General features: G+C 67.1%; 20 protein-coding genes. 7 read left to right on the top strand and 13 right to left on the bottom strand.

From position 1 onward, the window contains the following. The first annotated feature begins 62 nt into the window (after nucleotides 1–62). From DFO45_RS21405 to DFO45_RS21395, 3 genes are read left to right on the top strand one after another with little or no spacing between them, the layout of a single operon-like run. Nucleotides 63–512 (top strand): ATP-binding protein, encoded by a 450-nt coding sequence (locus DFO45_RS21405; protein ID WP_012172735.1) that lies wholly within the window; start codon nucleotides 63–65, stop codon nucleotides 510–512. A 28-nt stretch (nucleotides 513–540) separates the two neighbouring features. Then, nucleotides 541–2,190, top strand: coding sequence for a Na/Pi symporter (locus tag DFO45_RS21400; protein ID WP_133866465.1), 1,650 nt, complete (start codon nucleotides 541–543; stop codon nucleotides 2,188–2,190). Between the two features lie 58 nt (nucleotides 2,191–2,248). Next, the gene (locus DFO45_RS21395; protein WP_012172733.1) at nucleotides 2,249–2,551 is read left to right on the top strand and encodes an STAS domain-containing protein; all 303 of its coding nucleotides are present in this window, start codon (nucleotides 2,249–2,251) and stop codon (nucleotides 2,549–2,551) included. A 148-nt stretch (nucleotides 2,552–2,699) separates the two neighbouring features. On the opposite strand, the gene DFO45_RS21390 is transcribed toward DFO45_RS21395, so the two are convergent. From DFO45_RS21390 to ugpC, 5 genes are all read right to left on the bottom strand, one after another. Further along, entirely contained in the window at nucleotides 2,700–3,248 is a 549-nt protein-coding gene (locus DFO45_RS21390; RefSeq protein ID WP_133866464.1) for a TIGR00645 family protein, read from the bottom strand. A gap of 160 nt (nucleotides 3,249–3,408) precedes the next feature. Then, the gene (locus DFO45_RS21385; protein WP_043880608.1) at nucleotides 3,409–4,332 is read right to left on the bottom strand and encodes a carbohydrate ABC transporter permease; all 924 of its coding nucleotides are present in this window, start codon (nucleotides 4,330–4,332) and stop codon (nucleotides 3,409–3,411) included. Between the two features lie 47 nt (nucleotides 4,333–4,379). Next, on the bottom strand, nucleotides 4,380–5,327 hold the full coding sequence (locus DFO45_RS21380) for a sugar ABC transporter permease (RefSeq protein WP_133866463.1): 948 nt from the start codon (nucleotides 5,325–5,327) through the stop codon (nucleotides 4,380–4,382). A 280-nt stretch (nucleotides 5,328–5,607) separates the two neighbouring features. After that, on the bottom strand, nucleotides 5,608–6,921 hold the full coding sequence (locus tag DFO45_RS21375; RefSeq protein WP_012172729.1) for an extracellular solute-binding protein: 1,314 nt from the start codon (nucleotides 6,919–6,921) through the stop codon (nucleotides 5,608–5,610). Nucleotides 6,922–7,130: 209 nt separating this feature from the next. After that, the gene (gene ugpC / locus DFO45_RS21370) at nucleotides 7,131–8,192 is read right to left on the bottom strand and encodes a sn-glycerol-3-phosphate ABC transporter ATP-binding protein UgpC (protein WP_012172728.1); all 1,062 of its coding nucleotides are present in this window, start codon (nucleotides 8,190–8,192) and stop codon (nucleotides 7,131–7,133) included. Between the two features lie 297 nt (nucleotides 8,193–8,489). Here ugpC and DFO45_RS21365 point away from each other — a divergent pair, with 297 nt between their 5' ends. From DFO45_RS21365 to DFO45_RS21355, 3 genes are all read left to right on the top strand, one after another. Beyond that, nucleotides 8,490–9,467, top strand: coding sequence for a 2-hydroxyacid dehydrogenase (locus DFO45_RS21365; RefSeq protein ID WP_133866462.1), 978 nt, complete (start codon nucleotides 8,490–8,492; stop codon nucleotides 9,465–9,467). Nucleotides 9,468–9,592: 125 nt separating this feature from the next. Next, nucleotides 9,593–10,414, top strand: a complete 822-nt coding sequence (locus tag DFO45_RS21360) for a protease inhibitor Inh/omp19 family protein (protein ID WP_133866461.1) — start codon at nucleotides 9,593–9,595, stop codon at nucleotides 10,412–10,414. Between the two features lie 518 nt (nucleotides 10,415–10,932). Continuing rightward, entirely contained in the window at nucleotides 10,933–11,826 is an 894-nt protein-coding gene (locus tag DFO45_RS21355) for a TorF family putative porin (protein ID WP_043879708.1), read from the top strand. A 144-nt stretch (nucleotides 11,827–11,970) separates the two neighbouring features. Here the strand turns inward: DFO45_RS21355 and radC are convergent, their stop codons facing one another. The 4 genes from radC to DFO45_RS21335 all read right to left on the bottom strand — a co-directional run bounded on the left by radC (nucleotide 11,971) and on the right by DFO45_RS21335 (nucleotide 14,727). Beyond that, the gene (radC, locus tag DFO45_RS21350; RefSeq protein ID WP_012172724.1) at nucleotides 11,971–12,675 is read right to left on the bottom strand and encodes a DNA repair protein RadC; all 705 of its coding nucleotides are present in this window, start codon (nucleotides 12,673–12,675) and stop codon (nucleotides 11,971–11,973) included. A 5-nt stretch (nucleotides 12,676–12,680) separates the two neighbouring features. Next, nucleotides 12,681–13,508, bottom strand: a complete 828-nt coding sequence (map, locus tag DFO45_RS21345) for a type I methionyl aminopeptidase (protein ID WP_133866460.1) — start codon at nucleotides 13,506–13,508, stop codon at nucleotides 12,681–12,683. A gap of 108 nt (nucleotides 13,509–13,616) precedes the next feature. After that, nucleotides 13,617–14,168 (bottom strand): TetR/AcrR family transcriptional regulator, encoded by a 552-nt coding sequence (locus DFO45_RS21340; RefSeq protein WP_133866459.1) that lies wholly within the window; start codon nucleotides 14,166–14,168, stop codon nucleotides 13,617–13,619. A gap of 94 nt (nucleotides 14,169–14,262) precedes the next feature. Beyond that, nucleotides 14,263–14,727, bottom strand: coding sequence for a nuclear transport factor 2 family protein (locus tag DFO45_RS21335; protein ID WP_133866458.1), 465 nt, complete (start codon nucleotides 14,725–14,727; stop codon nucleotides 14,263–14,265). A 322-nt stretch (nucleotides 14,728–15,049) separates the two neighbouring features. On the opposite strand from DFO45_RS21335, the gene clpB reads away from it, so the two are divergent. Beyond that, complete coding sequence (gene clpB, locus DFO45_RS21330; RefSeq protein WP_012172720.1) at nucleotides 15,050–17,689, top strand: ATP-dependent chaperone ClpB; 2,640 nt, start codon at nucleotides 15,050–15,052, stop codon at nucleotides 17,687–17,689. 76 nt (nucleotides 17,690–17,765) lie between these two features. Here clpB and DFO45_RS21325 read toward each other — a convergent pair whose 3' ends face one another. From DFO45_RS21325 to DFO45_RS21310, 4 genes are all read right to left on the bottom strand, one after another. Next, nucleotides 17,766–18,671: a hypothetical protein gene (locus tag DFO45_RS21325; protein ID WP_133866457.1), complete on the bottom strand. Its 906-nt coding sequence runs from the start codon at nucleotides 18,669–18,671 to the stop codon at nucleotides 17,766–17,768. 4 nt (nucleotides 18,672–18,675) lie between these two features. Next, nucleotides 18,676–19,611, bottom strand: a complete 936-nt coding sequence (locus DFO45_RS21320; RefSeq protein WP_133866456.1) for a hypothetical protein — start codon at nucleotides 19,609–19,611, stop codon at nucleotides 18,676–18,678. Between the two features lie 112 nt (nucleotides 19,612–19,723). Further along, a complete protein-coding gene (locus DFO45_RS21315) occupies nucleotides 19,724–20,665 on the bottom strand; it encodes a hypothetical protein (RefSeq protein ID WP_166657212.1) in 942 nt (313 codons plus the stop codon). 105 nt (nucleotides 20,666–20,770) lie between these two features. Continuing rightward, nucleotides 20,771–22,753: a M23 family metallopeptidase gene (locus tag DFO45_RS21310; RefSeq protein WP_043879703.1), complete on the bottom strand. Its 1,983-nt coding sequence runs from the start codon at nucleotides 22,751–22,753 to the stop codon at nucleotides 20,771–20,773. Nucleotides 22,754–23,418 lie beyond the last annotated feature (665 nt).

Here is a 23,418-nt window from a genome sequence, read left to right as displayed (position 1 = left end):
AACGGGCGGCGGGCGAATGCATCGCCCCGCACCGGCCGTTTCGCTGCCCGGAGCCGTGACGCATGAGCCTGCCGGATGGCGCCGTGGAAGTGGCGAGCCTCGCGGTGGAGGCCAGCCTCGAGGAATTGCCCCGCGTGGCGGAATGGCTCGCCGAGCGGGCCGAGGCGGACAACTGGCCGGACCGCATCCGCTTCGGGCTCGACCTGAGCCTGGAGGAGGCATTGGTCAATGTCATCTCCTACGGCTTCGAGGGGCTGGACCATCCCCCGCGCATCCGGCTCGACTATTTCCACCTGCCCGAAGGCCGCTTCGCGCTGCGGATCGTGGACAATGGCGTTCCGTTCGACCCGCTCTCGGTTGGGGAGCCGGAGGCTGTCGCCTCGGTGGACGAGGCACGCATCGGCGGTCATGGCGTGCAGTTGATGCGCCATTTCCTCTCCGATCTTGCCTACGAGCGGGTGGGGGAGGAAAATCGTTTCCTCCTCGTCGCCGACCCCAGCAAGGCCGCCTGACCGCAAGGCCCCGATCGGAAACCTGCCCGTGTTGATCGCCGCACAGCTCCTCGCTGGCCTTGGCCTGTTGTTCGTTGGCCTGAAGCAGATGGGCAGCCATCTCCAGCAGGCCATGGGACGGGGCGTGCGCCGCATCCTGCAATCGGCTACCCGCTCCCGGCTGACGGGCTTCCTGTGCGGCACCCTCACCGGCGCCGTCACCCAGTCCAGCAATGCGGTGACGATGATCGCCGCCAATCTGGTGCGCGGCGGCGTCTTCACCTCGCGCGATGCCATCCCGGTTGTGGCGGGCGCCAGCGTCGGCACGTCGGTGCTGGTGTTCATTGCCAGCGTGAACCTCAAGGTGGCGGTTCTCTATCTGGTGGGCCTCGTGGGCATCGCCTTCCACCTGCGGCTCGACCGGCGCTCCGGCTGGCGGGAGTGGATGGGCGTGCTGCTCGGGCTGGCGCTGCTCTTCCTCGGGCTCGACTTCATCAAGACCGCGCCGAAGGGACTCGACCTGGCCGCCGCCGCCCAGATGGTCGGCTCGCTCCTGACGCCGACCCGGGGCTTCCTCCTCGGCTGCCTCGTGGCGATGATCACGCAGTCCGCCTCAACCCCCACCATCCTCGCCGTGGCGGTGGTTCAGGCGCATGTGCTGGGCCTCGGTGACGGCATGTGGCTGGTGGTGGGCGCCAATCTCGGCTCCGGCCTTGCCACGCTCTTGTCTGCCGGCGACCTGAAGGGCAGCGCCCGGCAACTGTGCCTGTCGGCGATCCAGTCGAAGGTCGTCGGCTGCATCCTCGTCGGCTTCGCTGCCATCGCCGCGTCGCAGGCCGGCGTGAACATCGACGAACTGCTCGTCCGGGCGGGCGGGGCGGACCCCGCCATCGCGCTTTCGCTGGTCTTCCTCACGCTGCAACTGGCAGGCGCCCTGCCGGTGGTGCTCTTCGCGGACCTGACCGAGCGCCTCTCGGCCCGCCTCAGTCCGGAGACGACGGAGGAGCGCCTCTCCCGGCCGCGCTTCATCCACGAGAAGGCGGTGCGCGATCCGCCGACCGCGCTGGACCTCGTGGCGCGGGAGACGGGCCGGTTGGTGGTGCGCATGCCGGACCTGCTGCCCGATCTCGACCAGCCGGACCTCGACGACCGCAAGGCGCGCCTCGCCGCCTGGACCGGGGCGGATGCCATCGCCCATACCACCGAGCGCTTCCTGGCCGATCTCATCGACCAAGGCCTGACCCGAGAGGATCTCGATCTGGCCCTCAGGGCGCAGGCACAGGTGGAACTCGTGCGCGCCCTTCAGGATACGCTGCATGAGCTGGCGGTGGTCGTGGATGCCTTCCGCGCGCCGCCGCCCCTCATCTTCAACCTGTCGGAATCGCTCCGGGCCGTGCTGCTGGTGCTGAGCGAGGCGGTGCCGGGCGAGACGCTGGAACTCGATTTCGACGATCTCGCCGTTCTGACGGCGGACCGCAGCGCCCTGCTCGACAAGATCCGCCGTGATCTCGCGGCGAGCTGCGCCACCGGTGGGGACGAGGTGCGCAACCTGATGCGCGCCACCAGCCTGTTCGAGCGCGCGCTCTGGCTGGTGCGCCGGCTGTCCTTGGCGTTGCGCCCCCGGACAAATGAGGCTAATCGGCCTGACGAGCGGTCCGACACGCAGGCCCTGTCCGGCCCGGTGGAAGACGTCGTATAGGATAGAGGGGAGCCGCGGCGGCGCGGCCCATCGCACGCGGCAGCGCGAGGACGTTTGAATGCAGATCGAGACCGAACAGAGCGGCGAAGACACGGTGCTCAAGGTGAGCGGGCGCCTCGACACGCTGAATGCCAAACCGTTCGAGGGGAAACTGCTGGAAGCGGTGAAGGCCTCCAACGGCGCCATCATCGTGGACATGGCGGGCGTGGACTATGTGTCGTCCTCGGGCCTGCGCGCCCTGCTGGTGGCCGGCAAGGCCATGAGCCCGCACAAGCGCAAGCTGCGCCTCAAGACGCTGCAGCCGCAGATCCAGGAGGTGTTCGACATCTCCGGCTTCTCGGCGCTGTTCGAGATTTCCTGAACCGCTGACGGGCGCCCCGACGGCGCCCGTCCGCCGGGCAAGCAAAAGGCCGCGCGCGAGGTGTCTCGCGCGCGGCCTTTTCGTTGGTCTGGAGCCGGCACCCCTCCCATGAATCGCCTGGGCGTTTCATGGGAGGGTGAAACGCGCTCTAGTGGCCGCCGTCGCGGTCCACCTTGCCGGGCTCGATGCCAGCGCCGTGGACCTTGCCGTCGCCCAGCTTGTCGGAGAGGGCCAGCAGCAGGCTGGAGCCCACGAAGACCACGTGGATGATGACCTTCCACATCAGCGAGGTCTGATCGCCGGACGGGTCGATGTGCATGAAGGCCTTCAGCAGCGAGATGGCCGAGATGGCGACGATAGAGGCCAGCAGCTTCTGCTTGAGGCCGGTGAAGTCCACCTTGGTCATCCACTCCGGCCAGTCGGGATGGCCGTCCGCGTCGATGCGCGAGACGAAGTTCTCATAGCCGGAGAAGATGACGATCAAGACCAGATTGCCGGTCAGCGTCAGGTCCACCAGCGTCAGGATGCCGAGGATGACGTCGCTTTCGGTCGCGACGAGCGCGTTCTGGATGAAGTGCAGCAGTTCACGCAGGAACTGGATCAGCAGCACCACCATGGAGATGGCGAGGCCCACGTAGAAGGGCGCCATCAGCCAGCGGCTGCGAAACAGGAAATTCTCGAGAATGCGCTCCAGCATCCGATCCCCCGAAACCCGAAACCAGACGGCGGCGAACCGCCCGGTCCGCCGCCCCTGACGCAGGGTCTAGCACAGGTGCAGCGTGGCTTTCACTGCCTGTGCGCAGGGAATGCGGGGACGAGCGGGCGCTGTCCGCCCGTCCCGATGCTGCGGCGCGGGACTATTCCTTCACCGCGCCCGTCATGGACGAGACGTAATAGTCCACGAAGAAGGAGTAGAGGATGACCACCGGCAGCGAGCCGATGAGCGCGCCAGCCATGAGCGATCCCCATTCGTAGACGTCCGAGCGCACCAGTTCGGTCAGCACCCCCACCGGCACCGTCTTGTTCTCCGAGGACTGGATGAAGGTCAGTGCGTAGATGAACTCGTTCCAGGACAGGGTGAAGGAGAAGATGCCCGCCGAGATGAGGCCCGGCACGGAGAGCGGCAGCAGGATCTTGGTGAGAATCTGCCAGCGCGAGGCGCCGTCCACCAGCGCGCATTCCTCCAGCTCGTAGGGGATGGAGCGGAAGTAGCCCATCAGCAGCCAGGTGGAGAAGGGCACGAGGAAGGTGGGGTAGGTGAGGATCAGCGCCAGCTTGGTGTCGTAGATGCCGATCTTGAACACCATCAGCGCCAGCGGGATGAACAGGATGGACGGCGGCACCAGATAGGCGAGGAAGATGCCGAGGCCGACCCAGCGCGAGCCATGGAAGCGCAGGCGCTCGATGGCATAGGCCGCGAAGACGGACGTCACCAGCGAGATGAAGGTGGCCGCGAAGGACACATAGAGCGTGTTCCAGAGCCAGTGCGGATAGGTGGTCTCGAACAGCAGATACTTGATGTGGTCGAGCGTCGGCTGCACCACCCAGAGCGGCGAGTAATTGGCGTAATCGGTGAGCTGGTAGTTCGGTTTGATGGCCGTGATGGCCATCCAGTAGAACGGGAACAGTAGCACGAAGACGAAGACCAGCAGCGGCAGGATCACCGTCAGGAAGCGGCGGGGCACGCTGTCCAGATAGCTCATGCCGCTGGAGTTGTCGGTGAGGTCCGGCTTGGTGGCCGCCGGCTTGGTGCCAGGCTTGGCGAGGCTGTGGTCGGTCATGGCGGCATCCATGCGAGAGGGCTGGGCGGAGGCGGGGGAGGAAGACATCAGTCGCCTCCGCCCTGCTGCCACTTCCGGCGCTGGAGGCCGAAGTAGGAGAAGAGGATCGCCGAGAGCAGGAAGGGGATCATCGCCACCGCGATGGCCGCGCCCTCGCCCAACTGGCCGCCGGGGATGGCGCGCTGGAAGGAGAGGGTGGCCATGAGGTGAGTGGCGTTGAGCGGGCCGCCGCGGGTCAGCACGTAGATCAGCTGGAAGTCGGTGAAGGTGAACAGAACCGAGAAGGTCATCACCACCGCGATGATCGGCGAGAGCATGGGCAGGGTGATGTAGCGGAAGCGCTGCCAGCCGGTGGCGCCGTCGAGCGTCGCCGCCTCGTGCAGCGACTGCGGGATGGTCTGGAGGCCGGCGAGCAGCGAGATGGCGACGAAGGGAATGCCGCGCCAGACATTGGCGGCGATGACCGAGGCGCGGGCATTGGTGGTGTCGCCGAGGAAGTTGATGTTGTGGTCGATGAGGCCGATCTTGATGAGCGCCCAGGAGATCACCGAGAACTGCGCGTCGAAGATCCACCAGAAGGCGATGGCCGACAGCACGGTGGGCACTACCCACGGCAGCAGCACGACGGCGCGGAAGAAGGACTTGAAGGGCAGGTTCTGGTTCAGCAGCAGGGCCAGCCACAGGCCGAGCGCGAATTTCAGGATCGAGGCGCCCACCGTGTAGAGCACGGTGTTGAACACGGCGAGCCAGAACAGGCTGTCGCCGAACAGCATCTCGTAATTCTCAAGGCCGATGAACACGCCCTCGCGGCCGATGCGCGTGTCGGTGAAGCCGAGCCAGACGCCGAGACCGAGCGGATAGGTGAGGAAGAAGAGCAGGAAGACTGCGGCCGGCAGCAGGAACATCAGGCCCAGAAGGTGGCGGCCTTGGCCGACCCGGCTGAGCCAGGACTGGAAGGGAGAAGGGGAAGCCCGGTGGGCCGCGATGTCCGCCATGAACCGAAATCTCCGCAAGGCCGCTTGAGGCGGCGTCTCGTCCCTCCGCGCAGGGGAGGGAGGGCTTCTGAACCGTTCCGGCCCGAGCCGGAAAACCCGAAAGAGGGCAGCGGCCCGAGGGGGCCTGCCGCCATGCGCCTTTCCCGTCACTGCCGCGGCCGCCCGACGGGGGAACATCGGCCGGCCACGGGGGATCGGGGCGGGGCCGGCGCCTCTTGTGCGGGCGCCGGGAAACCTCTGGAAGCGCCCGGCCGTCCGGCCGGGCGTCCCGTTGTCGGGGTCAGCCGCGATAGATGCGGGAGGCGCGCTGCTCGGCGCGGCGGGCGGCCTCTTCCGGCGTGCGCTGGCCGGTGGCGGCTTCCGCCACCATGTCCACCACGATCCAGTCCGCCATGGCGGCGGCCGACTGCGGGCCCAGCGGGCCGGCATAGCCGTTCGGGCGCAGCGTCTCGGACGCCTTGCCGTAAGGCGCGTTGATGGGGTTGGAGGTCCACACCGGGTTCTTGGCGAAGGCCTTGAGCGTCTGGCAGCAATAGGCGCTGGACCCTTCGATCCAGGCGTTCATCTGCGGTGCGTCGAACATGAAGGAGAGGTAGGCCTGCGCCGCCTGCGGATACTTCGTGTACTTGAAGATGCAGGCGGAGGTGGTCTGGTGCAGCTCCACCGACTTGCCGATCGGACCGATGGGCAGGTTCACGGAGCGCATGTCGGCTGCCATGTCGGCGAGCTTGGGATCGTTCTTGGCGGCGTAATAGAGCGACACGCCGTTGGCGGTCACGGAAATCTCGCCGGCGAGGAAGGCGCGGTTGTTGTTGACGTCGAGCCAGCTCTCGGTGCCGGGAATGAAGTTCGGATAGAGCTCGCGGACAAATTTCAGCGCGGCGATCGTCTCCGGGCTGTTGATCTTCACCTTGCCCTTGTCGTCCACCATCTCGCCGCCGTGGCTCCACAGCACCCAGTGGCAGAAGTTGTTGCCGTCGCCCACGCCGTGGCCCAGGGTGAAGCCCATGGGGTGGTTCTTGGCCTTCAGGGCCTTGGCGAGTTCGAGGAAGGCCTTGGTGTCCTTCGGGAACTCGGAGAAGCCGGCTTCCTTCACCCAGCTGTCGCGATAGATCACCGCATTGCCGATGGTGGCCAGCGGCAAGGCGACATACTTGCCGCGATTGAGCGCATAGGCCTCCGGGGCGGGGTACCAGCCGCCATAGGTGGCACCGAGCCCCTTGGCGAGTTCCGTCACGTCGAGCAGCTTGTCCGGATACTGCTGGGCGTCGTCGAACCACACCCACACGATGTCCGGGCCGGAGCCCACATTGGCGGCCACCGCCGCCTTCGGACGGATGTCCTCCCAGCTCTCCTTGTCGATGCGCACCTCGATGCCGGTGGCCTCGGTGAACTTCTTGGTGTTCGCGATCCAGGCGTCCTCTTCGGCCTTCACGAAGGGCGACCAGCGCAGCACGCGCAGGCTCGCGCCCTTCTCCGGCTCGAATTTTGGCAGCGCTTGCGCAAAGCTCGGCGTGCCCGAAAGGCCGGTCATGGCCGCGGCCCCGGCAAGACCGGCACCGCCCATCAGCACGTCGCGTCTGGAAATCGTCATCTTGGCGTTCCTCCGTTGGCGTCCCGGAGCGGCAATATGCTCCAGGCCTTGGCGTTTCCCCCGCCGTGTCGGCTGAGCCGCACGGTCTTTTGGGATGGACTTGTCCTCAGGGCCGATGCGGCGGGTGCCCGTCTGCGCGGGTTCTGGTGCCGCCCCGGCGATGCCGAAAGGGGCTCGGACGGCGCGTCACGCGCCGGTCCGGGGCCGGGTCAGAGGCGGCGGCCGGTGGCGCCGTCGAACAGGTGCGTCAGGCCCGGCTGGGGGGCGATGCGGATGGTCTCGCCCGGCTTCAGCGAGATGCGCTCGCGGAACAGGCAGGAGATTTCCTGGTCGCCGAGCTTGGCCACCGCGAGGATTTCCGAGCCCGTGGGTTCCACCACGATGATCTCCACCGGCACGCCCTGCGGGTCGATGCGGATGTGCTCGGGCCGGAGGCCATAGACCGCCTCCTTGCCCACGGCACCCTCGGGCACGCGCTCGAGCGGCAGGCGGGCGCCGGAGGGGGTGACGAAGGCGGCCGAACCGTTCACTTCCACCTTGCCCTTGATGAAGTTCATCGAGGGCGAGCCGATGAAGCCGGCGACGAACTGGTTGGCCGGCTGGTCATAGAGATCGAGCGGGGCGCCGATCTGCTCCACGATGCCGTCGTGCATCACCACGATCTTGTCGGCCATGGTCATGGCCTCGATCTGGTCGTGGGTCACATAAACGGTGGTGGTCTTGAGGCGCTGGTGCAGTTCCTTGATCTCGGTGCGCATCTGCACGCGCAGTTTGGCGTCGAGATTGGAGAGCGGCTCGTCGAAGAGGAACACCTGCGGATCACGCACGATGGCGCGGCCCATGGCGACGCGCTGGCGCTGGCCGCCGGAGAGCTGGCGCGGATAGCGGTCCAGCAGATGGGAAAGACCGAGAATCTCGGCGGCGCGATTGACGCGCTTGGACACTTCCTCCTGCGGCGCGTTGCGCAGCTTGAGCGAGAAGCCCATGTTCGCGCCCACCGTCATGTGCGGGTAGAGCGCATAGTTCTGGAACACCATGGCGATGTCCCGCTCCTTCGGCGGGACCTCGTTCACCACGCGGTTGCCGATCCGGATTTCGCCGCCCGAGATATTCTCGAGGCCCGCGATCATGCGCAGCAGGGTGGATTTTCCGCAGCCCGACGGCCCCACGAGCACCACGAACTCTCCGTCGCGGATGTCTATGTCGACGCCGTGGATCACAGCCGTCGAACCATAGGCCTTCGTCACCGCGCGGATATCAACCGTCGCCATCGTGTCGTGCTCCTTGTCCGCCCATGACGGGCGCTCAGCGTCATCCACCCAACTCGTCGGTGCCGTTTCCCGGCAGGCTTCGCCTTGCTCGGTGCCGGCATCCTCTTGTTTCCGCCGGTGCGGCGGCTGCCTCCTTTTGGCGAGGAGGCGGGGCGATCATGGGGCGGTAACGCGCGTGGATCAAGGGGTGATTAAAACGATTGAACTAAAGCCTTATGACGCCTATCCAAGACTTCCCGCCGTCGCGCCGGCCTGCCGCGCGCGGATTTTCCCTCATCTTCCAGCGAGTTGAGCGCCATGACTTCTTCCGCTTCGTCATCCGCCCGCCCCAAGCTTCTTCTCACGGGCCCCATCATGGAGACGGTGGTCGAGCGCCAGCTCGCGGAAAAGTTCACAGTGCTGGGGCCGGAGGGGCTCGATGCGGTGATCGCCAGCGAGGCCGGCGAGATCCGGGGCCTCGCCACCAAGGGCAAGCTGAAGGTTGACGGCGCCTTCATGGACCGCCTGCCCAAGCTCGAGATCATCTCCAATTTCGGTGTCGGCTACGACACGGTGGATGCGGCAGCGGCCGCTGAGCGCGGCATCATCGTCACCAACACGCCGGACGTGCTGAATGAGGAAGTGGCGGACCTCGCCCTCGGCCTGCTGCTCGCCACCGTGCGCGAACTGCCGCAGGCGGATCGTTATGTGCGCGCCGGCGGTTGGCTGAAGGGCGCCTTTCCGCTGAGCGCCACCCTGCGCGACCGCAAGGTGGGCATCGTCGGCATGGGCCGCATCGGCAAGGCCATCGCCAAGCGCGTGGAGGCCTTCGGGCTCCCGATCGTCTATCACACCCGCCGCCCGCAGGCGGACGTGCCCTACAAGCACTATGACAATCTCGTCGCCATGGCGCGCGACGTGGATACGCTCATCCTCATCCTTCCGGGCGGCGCCGCAACCCGCAACCTCGTGAATGCCGAAGTGCTTGCGGCCCTTGGTCCGCGCGGCATGCTGGTGAACGTGGCGCGCGGCACGGTGGTGGACGAACCGGCGCTCCTCAAGGCGCTGCAGGACAAGACCATCGCCGCCGCCGGCCTCGACGTGTTCGTGGACGAGCCGCGCGTGCCGGAGGCCTTCTTCGCCCTCGACAATGTGGTGCTTCTGCCCCACGTCGGCTCCGCCACCCATCACACCCGCAACGCCATGGGCCAGCTGGTGGTGGACAACCTCGTCTCCTGGTTCGCTGGCAAGGGCCCGGTGACGCCGGTCGTCGAGACGCCCTGGCCGAAGGCCTGACGCCGCGGTTGACATTCGCCCACAGCAGGGCCTCCCCTAGGGCGTTGCGCGGGCAGCCCCGCTCCTCCAGCTCCGGAGACCGTCCTCCGGAGCCTGGGGCGGCGCAGAGCCAGTGGAGGTTCAAGATGCGGATTGCCGGCCGCCGCCGTCCCGCATCCCGCCCCGTGTGGGCGGGGGCCGCCGTCCTGATGGTATCGGCCGTGCTCGTCGGCGCCCTCCCGGCCTTCTCTCAATCCGCAAAGCCCGTGCCGCCGGCGGCGGTGCCCGCGCCCGGCGCCAAGGCTCCCGCGCCGAGAACGCCGGACGCCGCGTCCCCCAAACCACCGGCCACCGGCCTGCGGGCCGAAGCAGAAAAGAAGGCCGGCGCACTGGCCCTCGCCAGCGCCGACGGCGAGCGGACCTGTCCGCTGGAACTGAAGACCACCGCCGCCCCGGGCGGCTTTGCCATCGGCTTCGATGCCGCCTGTGCGGCCATCCCCTTCACCACCCAGACGGTCGCCTGGACGCCGGACCCCTCAGGCTCGATCCTCTTCCTCTCGGCGCAGGGCCGCACCATCGCGGAGTTCACCGAAGGCGCGGGTGGGGCCTATGAGGCGCTGCGGGAGGGCGATGGCGTCTATTTCCTCGCGCCGCCCTCCGTCCTCGCGGAGGATCTCGTGCGCCCCGAAGAGATCATCGGCGACTGGAATCTCGCCCGCGTCGCCGGTACGCCCATCTGCCGCTGGACTTTTCTTGAGACGCCGGTGCCAGGGGGCTTCAGCGTGACGGCGGCGCCCGGTTGCGATGGGTTCGGCGGCTTTGTGCCGAAGGCCTGGCATCTGGAGGGCGGTAACGTCGTGGTCACGGCCGCCACCGGCAACGGCCTCGTGCGCTTTGCCCGGCAGGAGGATGGCGGCTGGGCCAAGGTGCCGGAGCGGGGCCGCCCGCTGCTCATGATGCGTCCCTGAGCTGGCCTGATGCCCGGTGTGCGGAGCCGGGAAATACTGTTGCCGATCCGCCACTTTCCGTCCTGCGCCGGAGCGGGCGTGTTCTCTTTGCGGCCAAGGCCAAGTTTTAGGGCCTTCTTCGTAGAACAGGCAGCCGGGAAATAGTTCGTTCCTCACCTGCGCCCCGGAGACTGTTCTGTGTCGGCCACCCCAACGCAAACGGCCGTTCGGCTGGGCCGCAACCCAGGCGCGAATCGCTGCGCAAAGCCGCATGGGGGAAGAGGGGCCCCAGCCGTGCGTCATCTGTCGATGTATGGCCAGCAATACAGGCAACGGAGGCACGGGAGGCCGCGCCGTCGTACCGTGCGAACCGGCAATGTTTGGAATCCGTCATAAACGTGGTGTTTTTGCAACAGAGGAATCCAGCATTTACAATGGTCTGCCCAGATTGTGTGCACTTTATGCCTCAATTTTATCATTGAGCGGACACACGCAAACCTGCTTCCCTGCCTGTGACAATTTTGTTTGGGGGAGAGAGTATGAAGACCTGGGCACTTCTTGCCGCCGGCATGTCGCTTGCCACCGTGGCCCCGCTCGGCGCGGCTTCCGCGGCCGACCTCGCCGCGATGCCCGTCAAGGCCGTGGCCCCCGCGCCCGCCACCCCGGACTTCGACGTGGCCTTCGGCGCCAAGTTCGCGACGGACTACATCTTCCGCGGCATCACGCAGACCGACGGCAACCCGACCGTTCAGGGCTATGCCGAAGTGCGCGCCTGGGATTGGGTCTATGCGGGCCTGTTCATGTCCAACGTGGACTTCCCGCAGAGCGCGGGTCTGACCGACCCGACCGCTGAAATGGACTTCTACGCCGGCATCCGCCACACTTGGGGCAATTTCACCGGCGACGTCGGCTTCATCTATTATTACTATCCCGGCCAGGCCAACAACGGCACCTACGGCGCCGGTCTGCCCGCGAACCAGATCAACTACTGGGAAATCTACTTCAAGCCGAGCTATGTCATCAATGACATCGTGACCATCGGCGCGAACCTCTACTACGGCGACAGCTACGCCGGCACGGGCGCCAGCGAGACCTATCTGTCCGGCACCCTGAAGGTGAACCTGCCCAACTACACCTCCAACAAGGATCTGGGTTGGTACCTGTCCGGCGAGCTCGGCTATCAGTGGCTCGGCACCACCACCCTCAGCACGCAGTATCTGCTGGCCGGTGGCAGCAACGTGGCTCTGCCTGACTACGCCACCTGGAACGCCGGTATCGCCTTCACCTACAAGGCGGCGACCCTCGACTTCCGCTATTACGACAGCAACCTGAGCAGCCGTCAGTGCCTCGCCATCGCCGGCCTCAGCAATGCCTGCGGCGATCGCTACGTGGCTTCGCTGTCCTTCGATACGAGCTTCCTGCAGCTCAAGTGATCTGAGGGGAACGGCGGGTTTCGGCGAAGACCAGAAACAACCGCAACTGCCGATCCGGAAAGCGCCGCTCTCGCAAGAGGGCGGCGTTTTTTTATCGCGGTGCCAATGCCGGTGCGATGAGGGCAGGGGGCTTGCGGCGGGGTGTCAGATCAGCCGCAGGCCCTTGAGGCTGGCGTGACCTTCCTTGCCGACGATGATGTGGTCGTGCAGTTCGATGCCCAGGGGCTTCGCCACATCGATGATCTTGCGCGTCATGTCGATGTCCGCCCGCGAGGGCGTCGGGTCGCCCGACGGATGATTGTGACACAGGATCAGCGCGCTGGCGGAGAGTTCGAGCGCCCGCTTCACCACCTCGCGTGGATAGACGGGCGCGTGGTCCACGGTGCCGGTCTGCACCACCTCGTCCGCGATCAACTGGTTGCGCTTGTCGAGGAAGAGGACGCGCACCTGTTCCTTGTCGGCGAAGGCCATGGCGCTGCGGCAATAATCCAGCACCGCGCTCCAGGAGGAGAGCACCGGCCGGCGCTTCACCTGCCCCTTGGCGAGGCGGTGGGCGGCCGCTTCCACCAGCTTCAGCTCGGTGATGATGGCGTCCTTCACGCCGGGAATCTCCGCCAGCAGCCGGGGCGGGGCGGCGATGACCTCGGCGAAGGAGCCGAAGCGCTCCACCAGCGCCTTGGCGAGCGGCTTCACGTCGCGGCGGGGAATGGCGCGGAAGAGGATGAGTTCGATCAGTTCGTAATCGGCGAGGGCCTGCGCCCCGGCGTCGCGGAAACGGGCGCGCAGACGATCGCGATGACCGTGGAAATGCGGAGCGTCCTCGACACCGTCGTCCGGCTCCCCCGCCATGTGGCTCAGCCCAGCGTGTAGGGCGGCTTGTGGTAGCCCTTCGGGCTCAGCGTGAAGATCTCGACCCCCGTCTCCGTCACGCCCACGGCATGCTCGAACTGCGCCGACAGGGAGCGGTCCCGCGTCACGGCCGTCCAGCCATCGGAGAGCACCTTCACGTGCGGGCGCCCGAGATTGATCATGGGTTCCACGGTGAAGATCATGCCGGGCTTCAGCTCCGGCCCTTCGCCGCGGCGGCCCACATGCACCACGTTCGGCTCGTCGTGGAACACCTGACCTACGCCATGGCCGCAGAAATCACGTACCACGCTCATGTGCTGCGGCTCCACATAGGCCTGGATGGCGGCGCCGATGTCGCCCAGATGCGCCCCCGGCTTGATGGCGGCGATGCCGAGCATCATGGATTCATAGGTCACTTCGATGAGCCGCTCGGCCCGGCGCGGAATCTCGCCGATGGCGTACATGCGGCTGGAATCGCCGTACCAGCCGTCCACCACCAGCGTCACGTCGACGTTCACGATGTCGCCTTCGCGCAGGGGGCGCGGGCTCGGCATGCCGTGGCAGACCACATGGTTGATGGAGGTGCAGACCGAATAGCGGTAGCCGCGGTAATTCAGCGTCGCCGGATAGGCGCCGTGGGACACCGCGAAATCGAACACCAGCTTGTCCACCGCCTCGGTGGAAACGCCGGGGCCGATGATCTCTGAAATGGCGTCCAGCGCCTGCGCGGCCAATTGGCCGGCCTTGCGCATGGCGGCAAAGCCCTCGGGGCCGTGCAGCTTGATCTGGCCGGTCTTGCGCAGCGGGGCCGCCGCAGCTTCCACATAGGTCATCGACTTCAACTCCGGCGCGAGCCATGCCGCGCCCTGAACCTGTTTGCTTCACATTTAGGCCATGCGCGGCGCAAAGCAAGCGCGGCCCGTGGTTTGAGGCGCATCGCCTCAGGCCAGAAGGCGTGTCCGAAGACGTGCCAGCGTGCGGCCGAAGGCGCCCGGATCATCGAGCGCGCGGGCGATGACGAGGCCGCCCTGGATGGCGACGACCGCTTCCTCGGCGAGCGCCTCCGCCTCTGCCCGCCCGCTCCGCCGCAGCGCGTCCGCCAGCGCATCACGCCAGCGTGCGAAATAGCCGGACAGCGCGGCGGCGAAGCGGTCCCGGCTGTTGTTCAGCGCCAGCGCGCCGACGAGGCACACCCGGTTGCCGGACCGGAAATAGGCATCCACCGCCTCCAGCATATGGCTGATTGCGGCGCGTGGGTCCGCGTCGTCGCGCAGGGGTGCGTAGACCTCGGTCTCGAACCAGCCGTCGATATGGGCCAGCACCGCCTGCCCCATCTCCTCTTTCCCGCCGGGGAAGAAGTGATAGAGGCTGCCCTTGCCGAGCCCGGTGCGGGCGGTGATGACCGAAAGGCTTGCCCCCTCGAAGCCATGCTCGCGAAACACCTCCCCCAGCACCGGCAGCACGTCCTCGCGGGTGTGGATCAGGCGGGACATTAGGTGCTCCTGCTCACTAGTCGGCGGGTGCGGCTTTCCCGGCACCCGCCGTCTTATATGCGTCCAGCGTCATATGCCTCCAGCGTCCGGGTGGTCAGAGACCGAGGGCGGTGAGGCCGGGATAATCCTGCGGGCGCGGGCCCTTGTCCCAAAGGAACTTGCGGTCTTTTTCCGTGATCGCGACGTCATTGATGCTGGCCTGCCGGTTGCGCATCAGACCGGCCTCGTCGAACTCCCAATTCTCATTGCCATAGGAGCGGAACCAGTTCCCCGCCGCATCGTGCCACTCATACTGGAAGCGCACGGCAATGCGGTTGTCGTGGAAGGCCCAGAGCTCCTTGATGAGCCGGTAATCCAGTTCCTTCTGCCACTTGCGGGTGAGGAATTCGACGATGGCGGGACGGCCGACCAGGAAATCCGAGCGGTTCCTCCAGACGCTGTCGGGCGTGTAGGCGAGGGAGACCTTCTCCGGGTCCTGCGTGTTCCACGCATCCTCGGCCATGCGGGCCTTCAGGGCGGCGGTCTCGGCGGTGAAGGGCGGCAGCGGCGGGCGGCTCATGGGCTGGCTCCTGTGTGTCTCTCAATGGGTGTACCGATTGGTACAGAGATCGCGGCGCGCGTCAAGCGGAGAGGGCGCGTGGGTGCGTTTTATGAGCCGCGTCAAAGCGGACGGATGGCCGGCGGGCAAAAATGCAATTCCCGTGGGCGGACCCCTTCCCAGCGGCCCGGGGTCTTCCCACATCTGCCGTGGTGGTTCGCGCCAAGCTTGTCTCAGGGACGGCGGGCGCGGACCACTGCGGCAGCCGGGCAGACCGGGGCCGCATCCAAGCGAGCCCGAGCGTGCTTCGATGAAGGCGCTCCGGACGCCGAGGAGGGAAGACATGAATTTTGAGATCTATACCGAGCGCGCCCGTGGTTTCGTGCAGTCGGCGCAGTCCTATGCGGTGCGCGAAGGCCACCAGCAGTTCGTGCCCGAGCACCTGTTGAAGGTGCTGCTCGATGACCCCGAAGGCCTGTGCGCAGGCCTCGTGTCGCGCGCCGGGGGCAATCTCCAGCTTGTGCGGGACGAGACCGAAGCGGCCGTCCGCAAGCTGCCCAAGGTGCAGGGCGGTTCCGGTCAGGTGTATCTGAGCCAGGGTCTGGCGCGCGTGTTCGACGCCGCCGAGCAGGCTGCGAAGAAGGCTGGTGATGGCTATGTCACCGTCGAGCGCCTGCTGCTGGCCCTGACCATCGAGAAAGAGACCGAGGCGGGCAAGATCCTCGCCCGCGGCGGCGTCACGCCGCAGGCGCTGAACACCGCCATCGAGGCGCTCCGCAAGGGCCGCACCGCCGATACGGCGACCGCCGAGAATGCCTATGACGCGCTGAAGAAATACGCCCGCGACCTCACCCAGGCCGCACGGGACGGCAAGCTCGACCCGGTGATCGGCCGCGACGAGGAAATCCGCCGCACCATCCAGGTTCTGGCGCGCCGCACCAAGAACAATCCCGTGCTCATCGGCGAGCCCGGCGTCGGCAAGACCGCCATCGTGGAGGGCCTTGCCCGCCGCATCGTCGATGGCGACGTGCCGGAGAGCCTGAAGAACAAGAGCCTGCTGGCGCTCGACATGGGCGCGCTCATCGCCGGCGCGAAATATCGCGGCGAGTTCGAGGAGCGCCTGAAGGGCATTCTTCAGGAAGTGACGGCGGCCGAAGGCGGCATCATCCTGTTCATCGACGAGATGCACACCCTCGTCGGCGCAGGCAAGACCGATGGCGCCATGGATGCGTCCAACCTGCTGAAGCCCGCGCTGGCGCGCGGCGAGCTGCACTGCGTCGGCGCGACCACGCTCGACGAGTATCGCAAGCATGTGGAGAAGGATGCGGCGCTCGCCCGCCGCTTCCAGCCGGTGTTCGTCAGCGAGCCCACGGTGGAGGACACGGTGTCCATCCTGCGCGGGCTCAAGGAGAAGTATGAGCTGCATCACGGCGTGCGCATCACCGACAGCGCGCTCGTGGCTGCCGCCACCCTCTCCAACCGCTACATCACCGATCGCTTCCTGCCCGACAAGGCCATCGACCTCGTGGACGAGGCCGGCTCGCGGCTGCGCATGCAGGTGGACTCCAAGCCCGAGGAACTGGACAGCCTCGACCGTGACATCGTCCGGCTCAAGATCGAGCAGGAGGCCCTGAAGAAGGAGACCGACGTCGCATCGCAGGACCGCCTGAAGCGGCTTGAGAAGGAACTGGCCGATCTGGAAGAGAAGTCCGACGTCCTCACCTCCAAGTGGAAGGCGGAGAAGGACAAGCTCGGCGAAGCCACCGACGTGAAGGCGAAGCTCGACCAGGCCCGCGCCGATCTCGCGATCGCGCAGCGCCAGGGCGAGTATCAGAAGGCCGGCGAGCTGACCTATGCGGTCATCCCAGGTCTCGAGAAGCGCCTTGCGGAACTGGAGGCCAGCGGCCAGTCGGGCGAGATGGTGAAGGAGAGCGTGACACCGGACCATATCGCGGGCGTCGTCTCGCGCTGGACCGGCGTGCCGGTGGACAAGATGCTGGAAGGCGAGCGGGACAAGCTGCTGCGCATGGAGCAGGAGCTGGCCAAGCGCGTCATCGGCCAGTCCGAGGCGGTGGCGGCGGTCTCGACCGCGGTGCGCCGGGCGCGGGCGGGCTTGCAGGATCCCAACCGGCCCATCGGCTCCTTCCTCTTCATCGGCCCCACCGGCGTCGGCAAGACCGAGCTGACCAAAGCTCTGGCCAGCTTCCTGTTCGACGACGAGACCGCCATGGTGCGCCTGGACATGTCGGAATACATGGAGAAGCACTCCGTGAGCCGGCTGATCGGCGCTCCTCCCGGCTATGTGGGCTATGAGGAGGGCGGTGCCCTCACCGAAGCCGTGCGGCGCCGGCCCTATCAGGTGGTGCTGTTCGACGAGGTGGAGAAGGCGCATCAGGACGTCTTCAACGTCCTCCTTCAGGTGCTCGACGACGGTCGACTGACGGATGGACAGGGGCGGACGGTGGACTTCCGCAACACCCTCATCATCATGACCTCGAACCTCGGGGCCGAATATCTGGCGGATCCGCGCCAGCCGGTCGGCTTCGGCATTCCCGGCCATGACGGCGAGAAGGTGGTTTCGGACGAGGAAGCCTATGAGCTGGTGATGCAGGCGGTGCGGCGTCACTTCCGCCCCGAATTCATCAACCGCATCGACGAGATCGTCATGTTCCACCGCCTGCGGAAGGATCAGATGGGCGGCATCGTCGAGATCCAGCTCAAGCGGCTCGCGAAGCTCCTGGAGGATCGCAAGATCACTCTGGATCTCACCCCCGAGGCGCGGGCCTTCCTCGCCGACAAGGGTTACGACCCCGCCTATGGCGCCCGCCCGCTGAAGCGGACGATCCAGAAGCTGGTGCAGGATCCGCTGGCTCAGCAGATCCTCTCCGGCGAGGTGCTGGACGGCAGCCGCGTCCACATCGGCCTTGAGAACGGCCACCTCACCTTCCGGGGTGAGGCGGCGCCGGTGGATCAGGCCGCCTGAGGCGCGCCAGAGCAGATGACGGACGGGCGGCCCTGCGAGGGGCCGCCCGTTTTCGTTTGCGGTGCGCGTGCCGCCCTTACTTGCCGCGCATGAGGTCCAGCAGGTCGCGCACCCGCGCCGTCAGGGCGCCGTAATAAGGTTGGCGCGGCAGTTCGCGGGTGACGCAGGCCTCAAAGGCCGCATTGGCCGTGCGCATGATCGTCCAGAGATCGTCGAACGTGTCGTCCTCCCGCCGTTCGGCGCGGACCTGTGCACGGAAGCGGCGCACCTGCGCCTTGCCGCGCAGGGCGAGACGGGTGCAGGCGGGAATGGGCGCGACCACATCTTCGATTGCCTGCCGCGCCACGATGATCCGGCCCTGCGCGAGACGGCCGATCACCAAGGTCCGCGGCAGCAGGAAAGGCACGTCATCGGCCGTGAAGACACCGAGCGCCGCATGGACCTTTTCGTCGGGCGCGGACGGCAGAGGCAGCGGGACGACAGTGCCAAAGCCCGTCTCCCCGCCCACCGTCACCGTATAGAGGGCCGCATTGGCAAGGTTGGCGGCGATGCCTTTCCGGCCGTCCGGAAAGAACGTGCCGTCCTCGCGCGCCTGCCGGGCGAGCCAGTCGGCAAAGCGTGTTTCAGGTGCGACGAAGAGGAACGTGCGCTCGGCCCTGTCCTGAAAGACGAGGCCGATGGGGCGGGCGGGATCGGGCGCGCCCGGCTCCAGCGCGTCCGGTGAGAGCTCGGGCGGCCCCATGCCTTGGAAAGCGAGGGGGCCAAGAGCTTCGGTGATCTGCTTCATCAGCCGGGCCTTGGCGGCTTCCTGCACGCGCAGCATCGGATCTGGCCTCGGCGGCTCGGCCCTTTGCTTCTCCAGTTGTGCCATGTAGCGGCTGCGCATCGCCTCATAGGCCAGGGGCGAGGCGGCGAGCGCGGCGGTGAGGCCGAGGCCCGCAACCAGCGCCAACACCATGCGCGGGCGGAAGGGCAATCCCATGGGCTCACCTCCCCCGCATGGTGTCGAGGAGCGCCTGCGCCCGCGCCACCATCTTGCGGAAAGCGGGCTGCCGCGGCGCCTCGCGCCCCACGCACTGGCGGAAAACGTCCTCGGCCCTCAAGAGGATGCGCCGTCGCCCCGCCGGATCGGCGCCCTGACCGGTGCGGGCGGTTTGATCATAGGCGGACTGACAGGCGGGGAGGGGCGCCATCTCGCCCGGCCCCAGATAGGCCGCTGCGGCCATGAAGCGGTCGGTCGTGAGGCGCGCGATCAGCACGGCGTTGGGTTGGCCGTCATGGCCCACATCCGGGGCAAGCTGGCCGTAGAGGGCGAGCAGCGTCTCGCCCGGCGCCGCAGCGAGGGGCAGGGGACCGAAGCCAAGGAAGGCGTCGGGATCGAGGATCACGCTGGCCGCCACGGCATCCGTGGTCAGGGCGGCTGTGGTTCCCTTGCCGAATTCGGACGGCGCGTCCTTTGCCTTGGCTGCGCCCGCGAGCCAATCCGCGAAGAGCGCCGCGCTGGTGACGAAGATGCGGCGCGTGCCCTCCTCATCCTCGAACAGCAGGCCGGGCGGGCTGCCGTAGGCGAAGGTCCAGGTGTCGGGAAAGAGGCTCTCGGGGGAAAAGGCCGGCTCTGCCTTGAAGCTGGAAAAGCTCAGGGGGCGGAGACGGGCGATGAGGCGTTGCCGCAGGTCGGCTCGGGCCCTGGCCTCGAAGGCATAGGTGGCGTCCGTCTGCGCGGGGTCCGCATCGAGCCGGCCGAGTTCGGCCTTGTCGTGCGCATAAGCGGCGAGGAAAGCGGTGTCGGCCGCCTCCTCCGCGGTCTGCGCCGAAGTGGTGACCACGCCCAGCGCGACCGAGCCGATCGTCAGAAGGGTCTGCGCGCCCCGCCTCAGGGTGAAGCTCCGGCCTAGGCGGGACAGAACCGGATCGCGCGACATGACCGCCCCATTACCATGGGCTCCATCGACCGGCACCACGCGGTGGGGACGGAGCGGCCGCATCTTAACGGCGACCGACGCGCGTGGGGAACGCCCGGCCGATCGGGCGCCCCTATTTACCCCGCAGGGTCGACAGCAGCCCCTCGGCCCGCTTCACCACCGCCGGATAGAAGGACAGCTTGGGGGCTTCCTCCGCATAGCACTTGCGATAGGCCGTGCCGCCCTCGGTGAGCGCCGTCTGGGCTTCGTCCCATTGCGGATCTTCCGCGCCCTTGCCCTTCGGGATGGCCGCGAACAGCTTGTTGGCCTTGGCCTGATAGCTGCGCCACACCTTCGTGCAGGCGGGAATGTCCTTGCCGGCTCCCGGCGCGTCGACGGTCGCCACTGTCACCCGGTCCTTGGCGAGCCGCGCAACGATGAGCGAGCGCGGCGGATAGTCGGTCGGATCGTCCTGCGCGAACAGGCCGAACAGCGCCACGACCGTCTCGCCGTCCTGCGCGGCAAGCGGGATGCGCATGTAGCCGGTGAAGGCGGCATCGCTGCTTACGGCCTGGGTGAGGAAGCCTTCATCGCTCAACTGCGACATCAGCGAAGGTGCCCGGCGGCCAGAGGCCTTCGCGTCTTCCGCCAGCCAATTGGTGAGGATGGGCGCGGTGGAGACGAAGATGCGTGTGGTGTCCGCCTCGTCCTGGAACAGCAGTCCGTCCGGCCGGCCGGATTCCAGCTCGCCGCTGTAGAGCGCGCCGGGCGAGAAGGTGGGCGTCCGGCCGACGCCCTTGAAGGAGAGGGGGCCGAGCACGGTCGCGAGGCGCTTCTTGAGGTCCGCGCGCGCCTGCTCGTCCATCTTGTAGAGCTTCTGGTCCGGAATGCCGCTCTTCATGGCGGCGGCGATGGCCGCCACATAGCGGTTGCGCGTGACGATATAGGCATCCTCCGCTTCCCCGGCGCGCGCGGGGGCGATGAGCGCGCCGGCGAGGAGCGCCAGAGTGAGGCAGAGGGCGAGGCGGACCTTCAGACACCGCATGGCATGACCCAAGGTGACGATGGGATGCATTGTCTTCCGCTCCGGGCGGGCGGCCAAGAGAGGGAAACCCCCATTTCGGCACTCCGGGGCGGTTGTGCCGGACCATTTCGGGGTGGATCGGCCGCCCGGCGGGTCTCAGCGCTGGCGGGTGGCGGGCGTCGCGGCGGAGGCCACCTTCGGCGGCACCGGCGCGTGGCTCAGCAGCGCCTCGATGCGCTCGCGCTCCTTCCGGAAGTCCGCGAGAATGCGCCCGTCGAGCGCGCGGCCGCGCGGCAGCTTCACGCGCAGCGGATCGACGAAGCTGCCGTTGATCTTCACCTCATAATGCAGGTGCGGGCCGGTGGAGAGGCCGGACGAGCCGAGGTAGCCGATGAGCTGGCCCTGGCGGACCTGCTGGCCTTCCTTCAGCCCCTTGGCGAAGCCGGACTGGTGGGAATAGGTGGTCACATAGCCGTTGGCGTGCTGGATTTCCGTGTGCCGGCCGTAGCCCGACTTCCAGTTGGCATAGATGACCGTGCCGTTGCCGGCCGCATAGATGGGCGTGCCCACGGCATCGGACCAGTCGACGCCCGTATGCAGCTTGGAAATGCCAAGGATCGGGTGGCGGCGATAACCGAAGGGCGAGCGCATGATGCCGCCGGCGATGGGCTTACGCACCAGGAACTTCTTCGCGCTCTTGCCATCCTCGTCATAATAATCGACAAGCCCGTCGTCGGGCGTCTGGAAGCGGTAATAGCGGCGCGTTTCGCCGGCCGTGGTCAGCGTCGCATAGAGCACTTCCGGATCGGTCGGATTGTCTTCCGAATAGAGCACTTCGAAGCTGTCGCCCGGCTTCACCCGGCGCTGAAAGTCCACGTCGAAGGAATAGATGCGCACGAGATCGGCGATGACCGAGCGGGGCATGTCGTTGCGCAGCGCCGTCTCGTAAAGGCTCTCGTAGAGCCGGATGCCGGGGCCGTCATCATCCTCGTCATCCGAGACATTTTCCGACACGCCGCCGATGTCGCTCTCGGTGGGCTCGGCCACGGAGACGAAGCTGCCGGTGTCGGAGGCGGCAACCGTTCCTTCATGGCCGGCATCGCTGAAGATGGAGACGCGCAGCGGATGCACCTGCTTGGCGGCATCGCTCTGGAGCAGCAGGCGCAGACGCAGGCCGTCCTTCACCGTGCCATCCGAGCCGCGCCGGAAGGCGGCGGCAAGCGCCTTGGCTTCCTGCACGGACACGCCGTTGTCGGTGAGGATGGAGACGATGGTGTCACCCTTCTTCACCACCACCGTCGTGTCGGTCCAGTCATTGCCGCCGGACGTCTCGGCTGAGGTCTTGCCGAGATAGCTCATGTTCTCGACGAGGTCGGGCCGGATGGCCGGCGCGCCGGCGGTGCCGAGGCCGGAGGGCAGGCCGTAGCGTCCGTCCGTGGCATAGGCGAGCGAGGGGCTGCCGCCCACGGGGCCGGAGGGCGGCTGGCCCGTGATGGCGGTCGGCAGCGGCACCGGCATCTGGCTGCGGGCGAGCTCGGCCACCTCGCGCACCTTGCCGAGCACCTCTTCCATGGGCACGGCGGAGCCGTAATGCAGATTGGTCTGTCCCGCGAGATCGCGCATCACCAGCGTCACTTCGCCGGTCGGCTCGGCCTGAGGGGCGGCATCCGGCGTGTTGTCGGCGGATTGGGCCACGATCTGTGCCGGATTGAAGCGCGGGATATTGGTGGAGACCGAGGTCACGTTCATGGCGAGGTTCGCCGCCACGCGCGTGAACGGGCGCACGCGGATGATCTCCTTGTCGCCCACCTTGGTGGTTGTGGAGACGCGGAAGGTCTGCCGCGCGCTGTTGGCTTCCGCCAGCAGCGACATGCGATCGCCCTTGCGCGCCGCATTGGAGGCCTTCTCACCGACGGCGAGGGCGCCGCGCAGCGCGTTGCGCACGGTCTCGGGCATGGAAGCGAAGCGATGGTCGCCATCAAGGGCGGCATAGACCGCGCCTCCCATCAGGAAGCTGCCGCACAGGCCGGTGAGCAGGGTCGCGGCCAGCCAGCGCACGGACAGGCGCCGCCGGTCGATCACCTCCTCGTCGCCGTCGACGCCGAGCGGCGGGTCCTCTCCGAGGCCCCCCACGCTCATATCGTCGCGCCAGGCGCCAGCCGACCGTCGGTGCTGCAAATCCTGTCCCTTTATAGGCGTGCCCCGCGCAGGCGGATGGAGCCTTCAAGATCGATGGAATGGCGCGCGCCGCAGCGGCACGCGATCTTCATGCGTTGTCTAACCCAGGTGCGACCGCACAGACAATGCGCGGGCGCAAAGGGCGGGCTGCGCCCGTGCGGGCAAGATCGACGCACCGCGCGAACGGCGCATTGACCGTACGCGATGTGACGCGTGCGAGGCGGCAAAATGAAGGCGGCTACGGGAAGGTCTGTTCCGGACTGGATTTGTGGGGCGGTCCGCGCACTTTTTTGCGGCCGACGTCCCCCGTTCTGCTGCGCCGCCAGAGTGCATATGCTGCGGTGCATTGACGAAAAGCCTTGCCGGATAAGCATTTGCGCGGGATGCTCCCGGTCATTGTCCACAGACGGCGGGGCATTTCGAGAAAGCGTTTCGAGGTGTGTTGACAGGGGAAAAGGGTGTCCTTATAACCCGCTCATCGACGACGGGTTGCCGCAGACGCGGCGGCGGTGTCGTCCCCGACGCTTCTCGCGACTTCGTTGTTGTGGCCGCCGGTTCAGGAGCCGGAGGATGAGGCGTCTTCTCTCCCCCTGTAAAGGTGTGAGAGTTTGAAATTCGGGCTTATG

It is taken from the genome of Azorhizobium sp. AG788, assembly GCF_004364705.1.
GTDB lineage: Bacteria > Pseudomonadota > Alphaproteobacteria > Rhizobiales > Xanthobacteraceae > Azorhizobium > Azorhizobium caulinodans.
This window is presented reverse-complemented; position numbering and strand designations above follow the sequence as displayed.